We start from the raw sequence: 16,592 nt of genomic DNA on the forward strand, positions 1-16,592 counted from the left end.
GGGTGCCGCTCTCCCCGCTTTTTAGTAGCGGGCGATCTCGTAACCGTTCTGGCGCAGACAGCGCGCGCCATAGACCCAGCGCCATCCGCGATAGGTTTCGATCTGGCGGGCGCAGTTGCGCGGCAGCTGGTTGGCAAAACGGTAGTTCCGTTCCAGGCAGCGCGCGCCCAGGACACGGCGGGTGTTGCCGTGGCGTGCCTGCACTTCACGCACGCATTGCGCGGGCAACGTCTTGCGCGACACGCGCGGCGGCAGGGGGCGGGGCTGGATCACCGGGGGACGGTGGGTGTTGTAATTGTGGTTGTAGTTATGGGTGACGTGATCGTCTTTTTTCCGATCGCGGATCACCTTGCCGATGATCGCGATCGCGGCAATGCCGGCCAGCGCCTTGGCAAGATCGTCGCTGTCCGCGCGGGCGGGGGCGGCAGACACGCCGGTGATGACAACAGTCAGGGCAACCACGGCGGCAATGAAATAGCGGTGCATTGGAACACTCCTTCTTCGGGTCAAAGAGGTGCCGGAACACCCCTGTGCACCGGCTTGATCCAAATCTGCGGGAGGGGGCGTCAGACACACAATAACAGCCCATGGTTATCGGATATCAGGCCGCTAAGACGCGGAAGTTATTGTATATCCATCAGACAGCGCGCAATCTGACGGCATGAAACAGATCGCTTTTTCCTTGCTGGCCGTGGCCCTTATGGCCGTTGCCGCGCCCGCGCAGGCGGAATGCTATGCCGATTACAAGGCAAAGCAGGATAACCCGCTGAGACTGCATTACGGTGTGGTCCAGCTGCAGGGGCCCTGTTCGGCAAACGCCGCCCGGGCCGAGGTCGCCGCCCGCATCGCGCAGGGCGGCTGGACCCTGCTGAACATCGTGTCGGTCTTCGGGCCGGAAGGTTTGACCGAGAGGAGGGACAGTGCAGGACCCTATTTCCTTCGCTTCTGAGCCGGTGCGCCAGAATACGCGGATCGTGCCCATCGGCATTGCCGCTATCGTCCTGATCCTGGCCGCTGCCGCGACGGTGCTGTTCCTGACTTTGCCGGATGCCAATGCCTTCAACATGAAGGTGGAACAGATCTTTGTGGAAAATGACGACCTGACCAGCCAGGCCGAAATCAAGCTGCTTGAGATCCTGGCGCAGTCCGGCACCGCCTTTTCCGATACGCTGCGATCCTACCGTTTGGTGATCTTCGTTCTGTTGGTATCCGCAACCGCGATGCTGATCGCGGCTTTGGTCTTTCTGGTGATGCTGGTCACGCTGAACCGGCGCATGGCGCAGGTGGAGCGGGCGGGGATCCAGGTGAATTCGCTGCTGATCAGCCGGGAAGAAAACACCGTGTATCTGAACAACCTGGGCTTCAAACTGACCGATGCAGCGATGGAAACCCTCGCGGTTCTGGCCGAAGCGCGGATGGATGACGACGTGATGTCAGGAGCCGAGATCGAGGCGGTTGTTTCGGGCCGCAATGCCGCCGATTGCGACGAGGCCGCGGGCGCGACCCGGATCAAGCGGCTGCGCGACACGCTGGGCAATCAGATCGTGAGCGAGCTTCTGGTCAAGAACATCGCCCGGCGCGGATACATGCTGGCCATCGAAAAAGACGTCATCAAGATGATCTGAGGTGGCGCGCCTGCCCGGCTTCATGGCTGCGCAAGTCCGACGAGCTTAAGACATTGGTGACCCCGGCAGGATTCGAACCTGCAACCTGCCCCTTAGGAGGGGGCTTTTCATATCACATTTTTTCCTTTTTTGCCAAATAGTTAGTTGACGACTGATTTCCTGCTTGTACGGGATTTGTACGCAGGCGCTCTCTGATTTCACCTTCATCAACAACCGAATGTGCATAAGTTCTCATAGGCAAGTTGGGGTCCGCCCACCTGCCGGCCTTGGCAGCATCTACTGGGTTCACTCCCAGACGCACTGTCAACTCGGTAAAGTAGCCGTGCCTGCCAGCTTGATGCGCTGGAATGTACGGTATTCCGGCTCGCTGGCAGATGGTGCGCCATCTTTTTGTGTAACCAGTTGGGCTACCATATCCAAAGATACGCGCCTTCATAACATCGCCTGTTTTTCGGTTTATGGGCCGTTTAGGCGGCAAGTTGGCTAGATCAATCATCATTTGATGTGATATTGAGACCCACTGGGCCGGGTGGCCTTTCTGAGCCTTCAACCAAACCCGCCGTTTCATAAGGTCAACATCCCGCGGCGTCAGGCTTACCGCTTGGTCGATACGGGCTGCTGTTTCAAACATGAAACGGGCCATCGCCGCGTTGTGCACGTCTGCTTCAGCACAGAAAGCCTCCAGCCATTCCCTGTTACCGGGCGTTCGCTCGACACGGCTTTGCTTACCGCGACTTTCATCTTGTTGGATGCGTTCTTTCTCTGAGTACCGCTTGACCTTGATTGGTTGGCACTTGCCCAAATCATGCGCACTATTAATGACGGACCTCAACGGCGTCACGACCTCGCGCCACATTGTATCTGTTGACGCGCTTGGCTTCAGTATTCTGGCCAGATCACGCAACTCTTTTCCCGTGATGCTATCCACCTCACGGTTCAAAAATTCGCCACCAATAGCATTGAAGATGCCCAGCAGGCGCTTGGCCTCTTTTGGCTTGGCGTCATACAGGGTGATCGCATCCCTTAATATCAGTTTGTCCGCTTCTTCTCCAAGGATGTAACGACGGATTTCCCGGGCTTCAAAGTCTTTGATCCAGTCATGAGCGCCTGCCTCTTCAGATGCTCCAGTGCTGCGTCTGATGTATTTGGTGATTGGCTTGCCGTTGTAGTGGACGCGACCAGAAGCCCACCAGATATGTCCGCGCAATTTGGCTTTGAGTGGCATTCCGTGACCTCCTTGATGAGATTGGTCATTTGTTCTCCGGTGATGACGGTTTTACCGAACACCTTGTATCGCTGGCCTGTTTCATTCGCCTTTTTCCGAATAGTGTCGGCCTTAACCAGTATTCCGCGATCGGAGAGGTATTCCGACCACTCTTCTGGGGTGTACCCTCCGTCAAGAATTTCGCAGCCCGTGTCTGTATTCGCCGGCATGCTTGGTGCGTGCTTTCTAGGCATCGGGGTTGTCCTGTCGGGCTAAATTTTGCATTGCTAACAGTGCATTAGATGAAATTCTCCGTTGCACCTCGCCAAATAACTCATGGTCTGTCGTTGGCTTCTCCAGGTCGAAGCTAAAGTGCCAATTAAAGTGATCTTTTGTGCGCACATCTTCATCAATACGATTGCCAACGACCTCGCCGTATCGTTGTCCCGCCAGATTGATGGATACCATGGATCGCCCCGGAGTATCCGTGATTAGCAAATAGTCCGTTGCCTCGAATGACCACCGTCCAGAGAAGACCGCTGAAAAAAGCAGTGTTAGAAGCCCTTCGAGGTCCACGGGTAGTTCATCTAAGAACGTCGGAAGCTCGATTTCTTCGACTTCGCTTTCGTCTATTGGTCCACCAGCTCTTAAAACAGCCGGGAAATTGCCATCTGCCATTTCAACTATTGCTGTTGAAAACCGCGCAGCCTCAAGTGCTTTCACGGCCTCAGCAGCTCGGGTTGGTGGGTATAGTATGGCGCCTAGGAGCAATGCACGACTGAAATCGATTGGCGTCATTTCGGGAGCATTTGGTCCGCGCCCACCGGTGGTAAACAGTCCAGCCTTGCGAGCGACCATGACAAGCGAGTTGCTGCGCGCTTTGTCGCCTCCGTTCATTTGCTCGATCAATACTGCCAAATCTTTGAGCTTTGCCATATCCGACCCCTGCGCCCATGCCTACAAAACAATATTTCGTAGAGAGGTACAAGTCAACGAAATAATATTTCATTAGACACGTAGAGATTTTTTGCGCGACAAAAAAAATTCTTTTGAGCTTCTGCCTGCTGTCGTCTGAGATCTTTTGTAAAGAGTCGCGCTGTGAGGCTACAAAAGGCTATGGAAGCGTTGGCATGGGTCTTGGGTATCGGCGATATGTCACCAGTGTTCTGATCGGTTTGGGGACGAAAGACACTGATGGCCAAAAAGCGGCCTGTGCTGAGCTGCCGCGCCCCCGTGTGGGCCGAAAGGCGCGGATCACCGGGGCAGTTGAGGAAATGTTGCCGCCTGAGGTGATCGAATGAAGCACATGCAATTGATGCCTGCTCTCCTCTTCGGAATCATAGGTTCCTCTAGCATGGCTATGGAAGAGACTGTAACGGTTCCAGGGTGTCCCTCTCCCGTCCCTTTTGAGATGAACGATTATTGGTCAGATGCCAGCCAAGCGCCCGACATTATTCAGAATCTTTCAGCGAACAATGCCAGAAAGGCCGAATACACAGCGGCGTGGATGGTCGAGCAAGAACGATCTGATCCAGCGTGGGTAGCAATTGGAACACTTGGCTCTCTCAAGGCAGCCCAAGGCAAAATCACTATCGGGCAGTTCGAAGAAATTCGGTCTACTTTCCTTGCCCAAGTTGAAAATTTGTCGCCAGAAATCCGGGATGCCGTGAGGGAACGATCTGATGCTTTAGCGCGCGGAGCATTGGTCCCGTTCGATCAGCCCGAGTACATGCTGTTTGGATCGCTCGAAGATGAACAGAGCTTTGCCGTCCTTGCAGCACGATTTCCCTGAAGCGGACATTCAATATACTCGAATTGTTCAAAGTCAGAACCCACCATATTCGGGGCTAGCTTCGGATGTCTCTCTCGAGAACAAATGGACCAAATGGCGGTTTTAAGGATTCGAAAGTTATTGGGTTTGCGCACTATCGGGCGGTCCACAATAAGAGGCGCTCGAATTTCTCTCTGAAGTCAACCAGCGTCGAAACGGTTTTTCCTGAGGTCTCTTGCGGGCGCAAGATCCAGCAAATCCAAGCATGCTGCCGCCAAGTCGGAGCTAGCGATCTCTGAACCAGGAACAGTTGCCCACCCGCTCCGACGAACTGCATCCCGTCGCAAGTATAATTGAGCTCCACTGATTGCTCGGAGTTTTGCGACGCGGTCAGCATCACTTAGGGACAGAGCGAGACATGTCGGTACCAGGGCTGTTATCATAGCGTCATGTGCCATCAGTCTCGCTGAATCACGAAAGTCTGGGCCATTTGTTAGGTTGCCTAAGAAAAAACCGAAGAGACCGAAGACCACCGCAACTGTCAAAGGCTCATATAATTGTGATGGAAGCAATTTAGGGGGTTGCATAAGGTATCCTTCAGCGGGAAAGCCCCACTCAAATTATGTCTATGCGACCTGTAAACGCATCTTTGCTATGGGCCGCAGGCGTCAATAGCTACGCATCGGTCGCGGATTCTCGAACTGCCTGTTGCTGTTGAAAAAATGCAGCAAATGACAGTGAAGCGTACTTGTAGCAGCATAGTGTTCTATGCTGGACTGATTCAGAGCAGTATCTGGGCCGATTTCCGTTCCTGGGTCGCGACACGCCGGGAGCCTCCTTGACATCAACTGAACATAGCCCTCTGGCCCGCAAGCTTTCTGCCTTCGTCGCTCTGTCGGAGGTCGAACTGGCCGTGCTTGCACAACTTCATCAGCGTCGTCGCTCCTTCGTCGCGGGGCGCGAGTTAGTGCATCAGGGCCAGTCAGCTCAGGCCGCTTATATTCTGTCCGCGGGTTGGGTCTGTTCCTACAAGCTGCAGGCCGACGGGACACGGCAGATCGTCGATTTCCAGCTGCCAGGAGATTTTCTCGGGCTGCGGAGTGTACTCTTGCGCACGTCGGACCACAGTTTCGAACCCATCGTCGACATCGAGGCTGCGGAAGTGTTGAAGAGCGACCTTCTTAATACGTTCGCGCGGACCCCTCGCCTAGCGACCGCCATACTCTGGGCGGCCTCACGGGACGAGGCGATGGTGGTGGAGCATCTCGTAGGCATCGGTCGGCGCGATGCGGACGCCCGCATGGCGCATTTCCTACTGGAGCTGGGAACGAGGCTTGCGCTAGTGGGAATGGGGAGCAAGGATGGGTATGACTGCCCGCTAACCCAGTACCACCTTGCGGATGCTCTGGGGCTGAGTGCCATCCACGTGAATCGCGTTCTGCGCCATCTTCGCGAGAGCGGACTGGTCACCTTTCGGGACCGCCGCGTGTCGTTTCACGACTATGGAGCACTGGTGGAACTTGCCGAGTTCGATCCGGCATATCTGGATCAGACCGGGCCGCTCCTGAAGTGAAAGGGCCACCCTTCGTTGCCCGGCAGGCGACCCCAAGTATTGAAACAAACGATGGCGTTCACGCGAGGGCGTGGATCGCCGCATTCAATTCCTTGTTGGTCTCGGCGTCGTCATTCACCGTATGCGCCTTCTCGGCTGCCAGGAAGTGTTTCATAGCCGCATCCTTTTCGGGCCGGCGGACGCCTTGTCCAGGCGGCCTTGACGGACTTCATCTTCCCGGCATTCTTGTTCTGTTCGGGAGCCATTGGATTTGTCTTTTCCTTGGCACTCCGAGAATAAGAAGCGCGCAGACATGCCGACTTTCTGTGGATCGGCACGCCCACACGCTTCTCGGGTACTCGAAAAAGTTGCGCCACCAAATACACAGCTGGCACGTCTTACCTGACCGATATCGGCTTCCTGCCGCACTGACGCAAGTTAGTCCCGGTTTCTTTGGCAGGTAGATTGCCTCTGCTCATGTCAAGTCACTGCAGTTTGCTGGTGGGAAATCCTCAGCCATCTGTCGTCATCGTTGAGGTAGGTAGAGGCGCAGAGAGCTTTGTAGATTGGCACGTCTTTTTTCTCTGCCGAAACGCGATAGGTGAGAATGGCGATGTCATGACACCGCATCACGCGCCGTTCAGCAATGACAACGGTTTGCCAGCCGGTCCTTTCAGGAAGGTTGGTCCAGATCTGGTCGCCCTGCAGGATTCCGGGCGGATAGGGGAAGACCATGACGGCGTTGGTCGCAGTCGTTGCCCGCGCGTTGTCGGCGCCACTGGTCCAGAAGCGTTCCTCCATGTCCCAGAGTATGCCCTGTTCGTGTGGAGAAAGTGTACCGGACTTGTGCGCGGCATGTGCCGGTCTCCTCGTGGTCGCGGTTGATGCGGTCATTCGCCTGACCCCGAACCGCCAACCATGAGTATCTGAAACAGTATAAAAATGATCGCGAGCACCGCCCAGATAGCGCCGCTTGTTGCCGGGCGGCCGTCGTCTAACTTGGAGGCAGTTCGCTGCGGGGCACCTAACGTCGGTCCTTCGGGAAGCAGCCGACTCAGGTCTCTTGCGACCCTCCCGTGATCGTTTGCGAGCGCAGGGACGTCCCGAAATCGGACAAGCAGCGTTCCCAATCGTGCGCGCGCGTCGTCGCGCCCAAGCTTAACCAGTTCAGCGGTTTCTGTCCATGGATCGAGGCCGAGGCGCGCGAGGGTGGAGAGGACCGTCACGAAATATCCGTTCCGGTCCTCGCCCACGTACGCATAGAGAAATCGTTCGAACTCGGGCGGGTGCGGGTTGAGAACTTTGGGGCCGGCCATCGCCACTCCTTTCAAGTGTTGCAGGAACGCAGATCATCCCTTTTTGCCAAAGGATACGTGCAGGTCGGTCTCGTCGCCCTTACACAGGTCAGTGCACGCGACTGCCCCTAAGGAAAGTCGCAACCGGTGCTGTGTCCAGGACTAACATGGGTCAGCGCCAGTCGGACAATCTCGAGGTACAAGAGAGTAATTCGTTCGACTGATCCGTCTAGCATTCCAAGGGGTGCAACAGTGATGAGCGACGGATCTGCCAACATCGCGGAGTTTAGAGATGAACATGCGGTCCACCAGATCGGCGGTAACGTTTTCAAACCCGTTCGCCTTGCCGGGATAGCCGGGCGATTTGCCCGCAGACGACTTTGAGGTTCTCGTCAAAGAGGAGCTTGTGGGGGGTCGAGCTTCGAAGCCTATCGACTGACGGCGACCTACCAGATGGCGCCTGCGGAAGGCAGTCATGCGGGGCGTACAGCGTTGAGGGCGATATCCGACAGCCACCTACAATAGGCGCTGAGCCGGGACGCAACAACATCCGAAACAGACAGTCATAGCGTAGCGGTGCTTTCTCCGCAGGAGGAATTGAAATGAATACTTCAGAATGGTTCAAACCCGGCATCTATGGTGCCGTTATTGGGGCGGCCTTTGTCGGCATCTTCGGATTTTCCTTGGGTGGCTGGGTGACAGGCGGCACCGCTTATGACAGGGCGATGGCGACGTCTCGCGACAGCGTTGTCGCATCCATGGTCCCGGTCTGCCTCGAAATGGCGCGCTCCGACCCGTCACGAACAGACAAGTTGGAAACGATCCGAGCCGCCTCGACTTACCAGAGGCGCGACGCCCTCATGACAGCCGGCTGGGCGACGATGCCGGGTACCGATGTGCCGAACCGGGATATCGCGCAGGCTTGTTTGGCAGCACTTGCTGTCGACCGTTCGCCGGAGCGCCCGGAAAACGCGGTTGATGAAGGATGAACCACGCCATGCCGATAGCTTCCCCGGAGATCACCGACCTCGAGCGGCGCGTGCTCGCCCATGAAAGGGTGCTTCAAGCCCTGATCGCTTTCATGGCGCGCACTGAACCGCGATTTGTCGAACATTTGAGAGAACGGTTCGTCGAGCCGATGCGTATGGTCCGGCACGAACATGACCACCGCGAAACCGACGATTATGCGGAAGAGTTCATCCGCGCCGTGATGCTCCTCGGAGAAGCGCGCGCGCCCAACGCGAAAGAGCCGGAAATGACCAACATGAAATCCGGGCCGCAGAATATAAGAGGTGGAAAAGGTTCTTCCGTGAACCGGGCGGCGCAGCGCGGTAGGGTTCAGGTGCGCAAAAGAAACGGCATCTGGGAGGTACAGGTCGATGGCAAGTTCCGCGGCGACTACCACCAGAAGGAACATGCCCTTGCAGCTGCGGCCTTGCACAAATTGTCTTCTGATGACTGGTAGCAGCCGCACGACTATCCAAAAAGACTTCTCGATCCAAGTGGCGGAGAACGAAGGCATGCCGCCGGAACCAACTTCGGCGAGCTCCCCGCCAAAATTCGCGCCCACCCGACGGGTCACCGGAGCGTTCAGGCTTAGGCTATCGAAGGCCCCCCGGCGGCAATCAACAGACACTGGTCTGCTAAGGAAACGCCGATGAGATACCACAAGGCACCAACGAAACGTCCGCTTGCAAGGCTAATAGCGAGAATAACAGTCTTGGCTGGTGTCATCGCGTCCATTGTCGTCCCTGTCTTTGCGCAGGACGGCATAGGTCCGATGCCACCGAACGCTCAGTTGCGCAGCTATGGCGGCGGTTGGAACTGCAATCTTGGTTATCGGGTGGAGGGTGCCAAATGCCTGGCTCTCGACATCCCTGAGAATGCCTATGCAACGGGTCGGGCCTACGGCCTGGGTTGGGCCTGCAGGCGTGGTTACAAAGAAGTGGGAGGCACGTCCTGCGAGGCGATCCCAATGCCCGAGAATGCCTTTCTGCGATCCGCGGGATACGATTGGCAATGTTACCGCGGATACCGACGGAATCGCGATACCTGCGTTCTGGTCGTCCTGCCAGAGAACGCCTATCTCATCGACGACACCTCAGGCTCCGGATGGACCTGCGATCGCGGTTTCAAGGCCAGCTACGGCGCCTGCGTTCCGATCGCGGTTCCCGAGAACGGCTATCTAACTAATGCGGACTACGGTCACCCATGGGCGTGTGAGAGAGGCTTTTTCGAAGTCGATGGCCGCTGCGATCCCGTGGTGCTTCCTGAGAATGCGCTTCTTGACCCGGCCTCCTACGGGCCGGGATGGCGCTGTGAACGCGGATTTGAGCCGGTGGACAACGCCTGTGTCGCGATCGCCCTTCCGACCAACGCGCATCTCGATCGATCCGGAAACCGTTGGCGATGCGATCGCGGCTTTCAACTCGCGGATGGGGAGTGCGTTCTTGGACGATAGAGCTCCACGATCAAACTACCGCGACGCGCCAAGCATCCGAATGCAGATCGGATGCCGCCTGCGCCACCGGCTGACGCAGCCGACGCCCCTAATCGCGATGCTGAACGTGCATTACTCTCGATTCGGGGACTTGGAGCGCGCTGACTACCTGGTGACATCGCCGAGTGTGCCGTTGCAAAGCTATCGCGATTGGTTCGGGAACTGGTGCACACGTATGGTGGCGCCGGCCGGCGACTTTACGCTGTCCACCGACGGGATATTCCGCGATTGCGGTCGCCCGATCCCATCGCGCCAGAAGCCGCACAACAAGCCGCACAGGATTTGCCTTTCGAGACACTGGTCTATCTTCTTGGCAGTCGCTACTGCAACACGGATATTCTGTCGGAAGAGGCGTGGCGCCTGTTCGGGAACACCCCGCCGGGCTAGGCGCGTGTGCAGGCGATCTGTGATTTCGTGCAATCAGCCGGTTCGTTCGACTACATGCAGGCGAGCGCGACCCGCACAGCGTCCGAAACGCTCGCCGGAGGTCACGGCGTCTGCCGCGACTTCGCCCATCTCGCCATCGCCCTCCGCCGCTGCATGAACATCCCGGCCCGCTACTGCACTGGCTACCTGAGCGAGTCCGGCGAACCCGAGCCCCACGCCCTGGACGATTTCGCGGCCTGGATTGGGGTCTATGTCGACGGTCGCTGGTGGGTCTTCGATCCGCGCAACAAAACTAGGCGCATCGAGCGCATCCTGATCGCCCGGGGGCGGGATGCGGCGGATGTGCCGCTGACCCAGACATTCGGACCGAATAAACTGACGCAATTTGACGTCTGGATAGATAGGTTGACCTGACTTTGGGTTCATTTGCGGCACGACATCGTAAATCGGGTCGCCAGTCCCTATATATATGTCACCGACGCCAACCGTCCCGGTCCGACATGGACGAGGAGTTGGCGCCGGCCAATCAAAGGATCGATAACATGTCATTCAATGACCTGACTGCCCGGGCGGCGGCCGCGATGAAGCCGAAGCTTGCGGAGACCACTAAGACTCCTGCCAAGGCCAACGAGCCAAAGGCCACCGACGGGGAAGCGACAACGAAATCTAAGTCATCTTGAGACCTGCACAGACGATGCGCCCCATCCTCAAATGGGGCGCAGACCACCCGCAACAAACAGGGAGAGGATCACGCCTATGGAAGACCTGACGAGCAAGACGATCGCAGTCTTTTGCCGACCATTTACCGTTCCAGGCTTTGCCGAAACGCTTCCGGCGGGAGAGTACGAGATTGAAACGGAACTGGTTTCACCCCCTGATCAACATGATCCTGCAGCCTGGAAAGCCTCTGTCATGGTGAAGCTTCATCCTAGGACATCGCATCCGGGACTAGAGAGAATCCTAACTGTTTCTCTTGCCGACCTCGACCACGCACGCGCAAGGGACAAGCTGACCGGCCAGGCCTTGACGGATTTCGTCCTTGAAGAGATGCTTTCCGACCCGATGATCCGTCTCGTCATGCAGGCGGATGGCGTCTCCGAGGCGCATTTGCGACATCTCCACTCCGGGCCTGGCTTGCCTGAGGTAGACAGAAGGCAGGCAGGGCAAGATGATCCATCCAAGATGGATGGGTGCCATGGCGGGATGGATGCGAGTATTTCCGGCCCACTCCCCGGTAGTCCTCGCCCTGGCATAGGAGAATGACACCGGTGACAGTCAGATGCCGACTGATCCAAGCCACTGGCGACCTGAAACGACTGAGGAAACGCGAGGAGCGGAAATGACGATCAAGTCTGCGGACGTGGAAGTGGAGATACCCAGGGCGGCGGCAGACATTCCTGGCGAGCGTATCTGCCTGAGGTGCAGGTCGCTCTTCTGGAGTGAGGGATTCGGCGAGCGGATATGTTCGCGCTGCAAGGGATCAGTTGTCTGGCGCGCGGCAATCTCCGAGGGTGGCGGACATGGGCGCCGTCGTTCCGGCGGTCGATTGTCATAGGCCTCGCCGATGCCGTCCGTCATCATCAAACACGCGACCTGCTATCGGTATCGCAATACGGTTTCTCTAGGACCGCACAGGCTGATGCTGCGTCCGCGGGAGACCCGTGATCTCAGCCTGACGTCCTTCGATCTGCAAATCAGCCCCGAAGCCCGTATCGACTGGTCACACGATGTTGCTGGCAATTCGGTCGCGACGGCGCAGTTCGACGCTGCAACGGAGACGCTTTCAATACGATCGCGCGCGCGTGTAGACCTGCGTGCCCCCGTATGGCCCGTGTTTCCGATCGCTGCCGATGCGGCGTTTTACCCGTTTCAATATACGATCGACGACCGGACCGACCTCGGGGCGTTGGCCGTGCCAGAATATGCGGATGATGCTGGGCGGTTGTCCCGGTGGGCCGAAGGCTTTGTAATGGGCCGCCCGACCGACACGCTTTCCCTACTGAAGGACATCAGCAACGGTGTCACCGGTCAAATCTTGTACCAAAGCCGGGAGACGGAGGGCACACAAGGGCCGCTGGAGACCCTCGACAAAGGCTGGGGGTCCTGCCGCGATTTCGCCGTTCTCTTCGCGGAAGCGGTCCGGACACTTGGCTTTGGCGCGAGGATCGTTTCGGGATACCTCTTTAATCCGTCCGGAAACGAGTTTGGCTCCGCCGACGCCGGCTCGACTCATGCCTGGGTCGAGGTCTTTGTCCCCGGCGCCGGCTGGATATCGTTCGACCCAACCAACAGATCTGTTGGCTCCATCAATCTCATTCCTGTCGCAGTTGCACGGAGGATCGAACAGGTCGCGTCTGTGTCCGGCAGCTTCCAGGGTAAGTCATCTGACGTTTTATCGATGAATGTTAGAGTGGAAGTGAATGACTCCTGACGGCCGTTGCATGTGTATCAATCGTGTGAGTCGTGGAACGAGGTACTGCCGGGTGAACCACATCTGCTACCCGCTCAAGAGCAGCGGATTGTCAGTTTGTCCGAGACCCGCAAATTGCGCGCTTCATCGTTGCTGCAAGTTCCATCGGTGGCCGGTCATACCGCCGCACGGCAGCGATGAGGTTTGCGCACATGCGGCAATTTTCGTGCTGCGAGCGTGCGCAGCGCTAGATTAAGAGGTCTCCTATGGGCTCAACACAGACATCCGACAGTTTTTCTCAGATGACCGCTCTTCGCCGCCAAGTGGGCGTAGAAAGACTGTGATCACTCAGAGATCAAATTCTCAATTTCCTTTTCCATCCGCGCCAGGTCATTGATCTGCTTGCGCATCTCGATCCATTCCCTCGACCGCATCCCGTGCTTGTAGGCCGGGTTTGCTCTGCCGGGGCCATGACCACCTCGGGCACCGTGGAACCGACACACCGACCAACCTTTCACGGCCGGCCCCTTGCACCGCTCGCCCGTCCGCTTTGATGTTGCCGTGCATCTGGGGGCGGCATGCGCGCTCTTCATGAGGTTGTTGTCACTTTTCATGCGTAGCCCTCCCCCCCGGTCGCCACATTGCCGACAATGGCCTGACCGCCCTCTTCGACATTCACATGTTGCACCGTGACCGTCTGTTTGCCGCCATTGCGGTTTTTGCGCAGCGCCTCAACCTGAGCCGTAAAGGTGCGGGCCAGCTTGTTGTAGGCTTTCTCATGCGCTTCGAATTGCGGGAGGTGCTGGGCATACGCCATGCGGTTGCCTTGCCGGACCAGAGCGACATGGGTTGTGGCCATCTGCACCGCCAGCATGCGCTCGACCGCATCGCGCGGCTCTATGTCTTTTACGATGGACAACATGAAGCCGCGTTCATCATTCGCCTCGCCTGCATCCCCGGCCTCAGACCCCATCAGGACTTTCAGGCAATGGGCTATCAGGGCATTGGCCTGTAGGTCGCAGTCAGTCGCGAATATGTCTTTCAGTGCGCTCTCGCTAGACAATATGAGCTGGTGTCCGTCCTCTGCCGATCCTTCCAGCCTTACGCCCAGACCCGGACTAGCCTCCGCATTTTTCGTCTCTTTTGGTACTTTGCTCATGTGAAAACCGCCTCTGCTCAGATGGCTCTGATGACAGCTGCAAGTATACCTGAATGGCGTGTAGACCGGAACCATTTGTTCTCATATTGTTCTAACCATTGATGAGCGAACACCGCAGCCCATACAGAGCACGCCATATGCCCAAATGGCCGATGACCATTCCGTACGACTTGCGCTGCAAGCTAGAAGCATTGGCAGAACTGCGGTGCCACACCGGTCCGCAGGATCAGTGGTTGGTTATTCTTGAATGGCTGGAGGCGCACGGGGTGCCTGCGCCGGACTATACGCTACCGATGGAGCCGGAACGGCGCGGCCAGAGCGGACACTGACCGAAAATACTTGATTTTGCCCACGTAAAATATTGGCTGCCACCACCGCTCCCAGGGTTGGTGAATCTAGAAACAGACCCAGTTCCTTCGTGGGCATTGCCGCACAGGCTAACAGAGGACCGTCAGGCGGGCCGCTTTCTGTCAAAGCTGACGTTCATGCATACCGCAGCGAACGACTGCTCTGAGCCCAAAGCGGCCTTTGTCGGAGCGATGCCTTTACTTAATCTGGCAGTCCAGCGGCTTTCAGTTGCTCGGCAAGCCTTGCATTTGCAGACTGATCACCAGCGTAGCCCATACCAGTTACAGCAACACCGATTGTCATAGTTGGGTACAATTCAGTGAGCCTTCGAACCGCTTCAGACGCGCTATCTGGCTTGTTGAGTGCGATGTTGCTGGCGACCTGGAAGACTTGACAGGCTGAATAACCCGGCGTCTTGGCAAGACAGTCGCTCGCGGCCTCTAGAGATGCATCGTATTCACCCTGTCCCCACAACGCGCGACTCATCGCAGCATCATAGTAACTAGGTCTGATCGGGTTCAGCTCGAAAGCTTTCCGCGCTGTTTCGACCGCTTTGTCGAACTCACCGATATTGGCATATGCACGGCCCAGAAACAGGATGTTGTCTGCATCTCCCGGCCCGAGTTCCACCGACCTTCTCGCGGCTTGAAGCGCGCCTTCAGTATCGCCAACCCAAGACCGAAGTATACCAAGTGCCTGAAATGCGGTCGCCAGAGTCGGGTCGATTTCAATGGCCTTCTCGATCTTTGCAATCGCCGATGACAGATCGGCTGGTCCGAGGTCCGAAGCCCAACCGAAGGCAATGGCTATCCCTTCCACCCAACCCAGGTATAGCCAAGCCGGTGCGTAGTCCGGGTCCAGTTCGATCGCGCGAGAAAGATCTTGTCTCGCCAATTCCGAATCTACAGGGTTCAGCCGATGCTTCCGCGCGACGCCACGCAAAGCGAGTTCATAGACGTCCAAGGTTTCCGGCGGTCGCCTCAGAATTTCGCCCTTTTCGATTTCGCGAACTTCGGAGAAAAGAGAACCTACAATCCGTTCGACGATGTCGTCCTGCGTATCGAATACGGTTTCCGCTGTGCTCTCATAGGCCTCAGCCCAAACATTCCTCCCACTTTTCCCGTCGACCAGCTGTGTTGTGATCCTGAGGTGATCGCCGCTGCGCCGGACACTGCCTGTGAGTAAGTAGTAAACGCCAAGTTCTCGCGCAATCTCGGCGGCGTCACTCGTTTTCTCTGCGACAGCAAATGATGCTGACCGCGCCATCACTGTAAGCTCGGCATTGCGCGCAAGCTGCGTAATGATGTCTTCGGACATGCCATCGGCGAGATAGCGATAGTCTTCGTCATCTCGGAATGTTTCGAAAGGCAGAACCGCGATTGAGGGCCGGTCGGGTAGCTGAAAATCCGCACGCCCCCCAAAAGAAGCGTCATCTCGATACCACCATATTCCAACGCCGGTGATCGCGATCAAGATCAGAACCGCGGATACCAGACCGATGCGGCGTGCCAGATGTCTTCTGAGTAGGGTCGGTCGCTTCCTGACTACGCCACCAGTTTGAAAACTGAAGACCCGTATGGGATCAGCAACATTCTTCAGCGTTTGCAGTCCAAGGTCGCGAAATTGGCCATTCACCTTTCCCTTGACCTGATCATGGGCGCTTTGGGAAAGAAGTATCCCACCGGGCTCTGAGAGGCTTTCAATACGTGCCGCAATATTCACGCCGTCGCCATAAATGTCGTCGCCCTCAACGATCACATCGCCGATATTGATGCCGATGCGGAAATCGATGCGCTGCTGCTGCGCGGTCCCGGCATTGCGATTTTCCATCCCGCTCTGGATTCCAACTGCGCATTGCAGAGCGCTTACGGCACTTGGAAATTCGACCAGAAGACCGTCACCCATCAGCTTGACGATGCGCCCGCCATGTTCAGAAACCAGTGGAGCGATAAGGTCCTCGATATGTGAACGCAGCGCGGTCAATACGCCCGTTTCGTCCGCGCCCATCAAGCGCGTGTAGCCGACGACATCCGCCGCGAGAATTGCCGAAAGCCTGCGTTCCATTCTCACTTCCCTTGGGTACGAAGGCTAACCCACGCAGTCTGGCCATGCCAGAATGAAAGCAGTCGTTTTGCGTCGCATCACATCTCTGCACGCAAGAGCCTGCTCCAAAGCAGGCAATTCGTGGACCGCTTCGTCCGCATCTGAGACGTCGGAGGCATCAGTGCCGAATGGCAAGTGCTGGGAGAAGCGGTCGTTCAGGCACCAAAGCGGGCGCCGCCGGTCGGTTCGGTCGTCTTGAAGGGCTTCTGTAAGCTGATTTGCGGACATCTGACTGAAC

23 protein-coding genes are annotated in these 16,592 nt (G+C 57.2%); 14 read left to right on the forward strand and 9 right to left on the reverse strand.

Going from position 1 to position 16,592, the window contains the following annotated elements; genetic code table 11:
- Positions 1-21: 21 nt before the first annotated feature.
- Entirely contained in the window at positions 22-486 is a 465-nt protein-coding gene (locus TR61_RS14290; protein WP_050931025.1) for a hypothetical protein, read from the reverse strand.
- Between the two features lie 175 nt (positions 487-661).
- Here TR61_RS14290 and TR61_RS14295 point away from each other — a divergent pair, with 175 nt between their 5' ends.
- Positions 662-949 (forward strand): hypothetical protein, encoded by a 288-nt coding sequence (locus TR61_RS14295; protein WP_050931027.1) that lies wholly within the window; start codon positions 662-664, stop codon positions 947-949.
- Positions 933-1,625 (forward strand): winged helix-turn-helix domain-containing protein, encoded by a 693-nt coding sequence (locus TR61_RS14300; RefSeq protein WP_172676987.1) that lies wholly within the window; start codon positions 933-935, stop codon positions 1,623-1,625. Before TR61_RS14295 ends, TR61_RS14300 begins: the two co-directional genes overlap by 17 nt.
- A gap of 112 nt (positions 1,626-1,737) precedes the next feature.
- On the opposite strand, the gene TR61_RS14305 is transcribed toward TR61_RS14300, so the two are convergent.
- Positions 1,738-2,850 carry a tyrosine-type recombinase/integrase gene (locus tag TR61_RS14305; protein WP_050931031.1) on the reverse strand — a complete coding sequence of 371 codons (1,113 nt, stop codon included), beginning with the start codon at positions 2,848-2,850 and terminating at the stop codon, positions 1,738-1,740.
- Between the two features lie 225 nt (positions 2,851-3,075).
- A complete protein-coding gene (locus TR61_RS14310; protein WP_050931033.1) occupies positions 3,076-3,765 on the reverse strand; it encodes a hypothetical protein in 690 nt (229 codons plus the stop codon).
- Positions 3,766-3,959: 194 nt separating this feature from the next.
- Here TR61_RS14310 and TR61_RS20185 point away from each other — a divergent pair, with 194 nt between their 5' ends.
- From TR61_RS20185 to TR61_RS14325, 3 genes are all read left to right on the forward strand, one after another.
- On the forward strand, positions 3,960-4,130 hold the full coding sequence (locus TR61_RS20185) for a hypothetical protein (RefSeq protein WP_172676984.1): 171 nt from the start codon (positions 3,960-3,962) through the stop codon (positions 4,128-4,130).
- Between the two features lie 53 nt (positions 4,131-4,183).
- Positions 4,184-4,621 carry a hypothetical protein gene (locus TR61_RS14315; RefSeq protein ID WP_157440923.1) on the forward strand — a complete coding sequence of 146 codons (438 nt, stop codon included), beginning with the start codon at positions 4,184-4,186 and terminating at the stop codon, positions 4,619-4,621.
- Positions 4,622-5,438: 817 nt separating this feature from the next.
- On the forward strand, positions 5,439-6,173 hold the full coding sequence (locus TR61_RS14325) for a Crp/Fnr family transcriptional regulator (RefSeq protein ID WP_050931040.1): 735 nt from the start codon (positions 5,439-5,441) through the stop codon (positions 6,171-6,173).
- Between the two features lie 459 nt (positions 6,174-6,632).
- Here TR61_RS14325 and TR61_RS14335 read toward each other — a convergent pair whose 3' ends face one another.
- Both TR61_RS14335 and TR61_RS14340 read right to left on the reverse strand, forming a co-directional pair.
- Entirely contained in the window at positions 6,633-7,046 is a 414-nt protein-coding gene (locus TR61_RS14335) for a hypothetical protein (RefSeq protein ID WP_245626892.1), read from the reverse strand.
- Positions 7,043-7,468 (reverse strand): hypothetical protein, encoded by a 426-nt coding sequence (locus tag TR61_RS14340; protein WP_050931044.1) that lies wholly within the window; start codon positions 7,466-7,468, stop codon positions 7,043-7,045. Before TR61_RS14340 ends, TR61_RS14335 begins: the two co-directional genes overlap by 4 nt.
- A gap of 581 nt (positions 7,469-8,049) precedes the next feature.
- Between TR61_RS14340 and TR61_RS14345 the strand changes: the two genes are divergently transcribed.
- From TR61_RS14345 to TR61_RS14375, 8 genes are all read left to right on the forward strand, one after another.
- Entirely contained in the window at positions 8,050-8,436 is a 387-nt protein-coding gene (locus tag TR61_RS14345; protein ID WP_050931047.1) for a hypothetical protein, read from the forward strand.
- On the forward strand, positions 8,433-8,912 hold the full coding sequence (locus TR61_RS14350; protein ID WP_245626893.1) for a hypothetical protein: 480 nt from the start codon (positions 8,433-8,435) through the stop codon (positions 8,910-8,912). The genes TR61_RS14345 and TR61_RS14350 overlap by 4 nt, the downstream gene beginning before the upstream one ends.
- A 255-nt stretch (positions 8,913-9,167) precedes the next feature.
- Complete coding sequence (locus TR61_RS14355; protein WP_157440924.1) at positions 9,168-9,908, forward strand: hypothetical protein; 741 nt, start codon at positions 9,168-9,170, stop codon at positions 9,906-9,908.
- Between the two features lie 267 nt (positions 9,909-10,175).
- Positions 10,176-10,334 (forward strand): hypothetical protein, encoded by a 159-nt coding sequence (locus TR61_RS20400; RefSeq protein WP_245626894.1) that lies wholly within the window; start codon positions 10,176-10,178, stop codon positions 10,332-10,334.
- Positions 10,335-10,340: 6 nt separating this feature from the next.
- Complete coding sequence (locus tag TR61_RS20405) at positions 10,341-10,748, forward strand: transglutaminase-like domain-containing protein (RefSeq protein ID WP_245626895.1); 408 nt, start codon at positions 10,341-10,343, stop codon at positions 10,746-10,748.
- An 86-nt stretch (positions 10,749-10,834) separates the two neighbouring features.
- On the forward strand, positions 10,835-11,014 hold the full coding sequence (locus TR61_RS14365) for a hypothetical protein (RefSeq protein WP_050931054.1): 180 nt from the start codon (positions 10,835-10,837) through the stop codon (positions 11,012-11,014).
- A gap of 76 nt (positions 11,015-11,090) precedes the next feature.
- Positions 11,091-11,597, forward strand: coding sequence for a hypothetical protein (locus TR61_RS14370; RefSeq protein ID WP_245626896.1), 507 nt, complete (start codon positions 11,091-11,093; stop codon positions 11,595-11,597).
- A 301-nt stretch (positions 11,598-11,898) separates the two neighbouring features.
- Positions 11,899-12,765, forward strand: a complete 867-nt coding sequence (locus TR61_RS14375; RefSeq protein WP_050931057.1) for a transglutaminase family protein — start codon at positions 11,899-11,901, stop codon at positions 12,763-12,765.
- Between the two features lie 323 nt (positions 12,766-13,088).
- Here TR61_RS14375 and TR61_RS19970 read toward each other — a convergent pair whose 3' ends face one another.
- The gene (locus tag TR61_RS19970; protein ID WP_157440925.1) at positions 13,089-13,358 is read right to left on the reverse strand and encodes a hypothetical protein; all 270 of its coding nucleotides are present in this window, start codon (positions 13,356-13,358) and stop codon (positions 13,089-13,091) included.
- Positions 13,355-13,903 (reverse strand): hypothetical protein, encoded by a 549-nt coding sequence (locus tag TR61_RS14380; protein ID WP_157440926.1) that lies wholly within the window; start codon positions 13,901-13,903, stop codon positions 13,355-13,357. Before TR61_RS14380 ends, TR61_RS19970 begins: the two co-directional genes overlap by 4 nt.
- 101 nt (positions 13,904-14,004) lie before the next feature.
- Between TR61_RS14380 and TR61_RS14385 the strand changes: the two genes are divergently transcribed.
- Positions 14,005-14,232, forward strand: coding sequence for a hypothetical protein (locus TR61_RS14385; RefSeq protein ID WP_172676985.1), 228 nt, complete (start codon positions 14,005-14,007; stop codon positions 14,230-14,232).
- A 220-nt stretch (positions 14,233-14,452) separates the two neighbouring features.
- Here the strand turns inward: TR61_RS14385 and TR61_RS14390 are convergent, their stop codons facing one another.
- Positions 14,453-16,315, reverse strand: coding sequence for an adenylate/guanylate cyclase domain-containing protein (locus TR61_RS14390; RefSeq protein WP_050931066.1), 1,863 nt, complete (start codon positions 16,313-16,315; stop codon positions 14,453-14,455).
- Positions 16,316-16,339: 24 nt separating this feature from the next.
- Positions 16,340-16,592: hypothetical protein (locus TR61_RS20275; RefSeq protein WP_216595405.1), on the reverse strand; the 253-nt coding region annotated here is incomplete at its 5' end.

Source organism: Aestuariivita boseongensis (genome assembly GCF_001262635.1).
GTDB lineage: Bacteria > Pseudomonadota > Alphaproteobacteria > Rhodobacterales > Rhodobacteraceae > Aestuariivita > Aestuariivita boseongensis.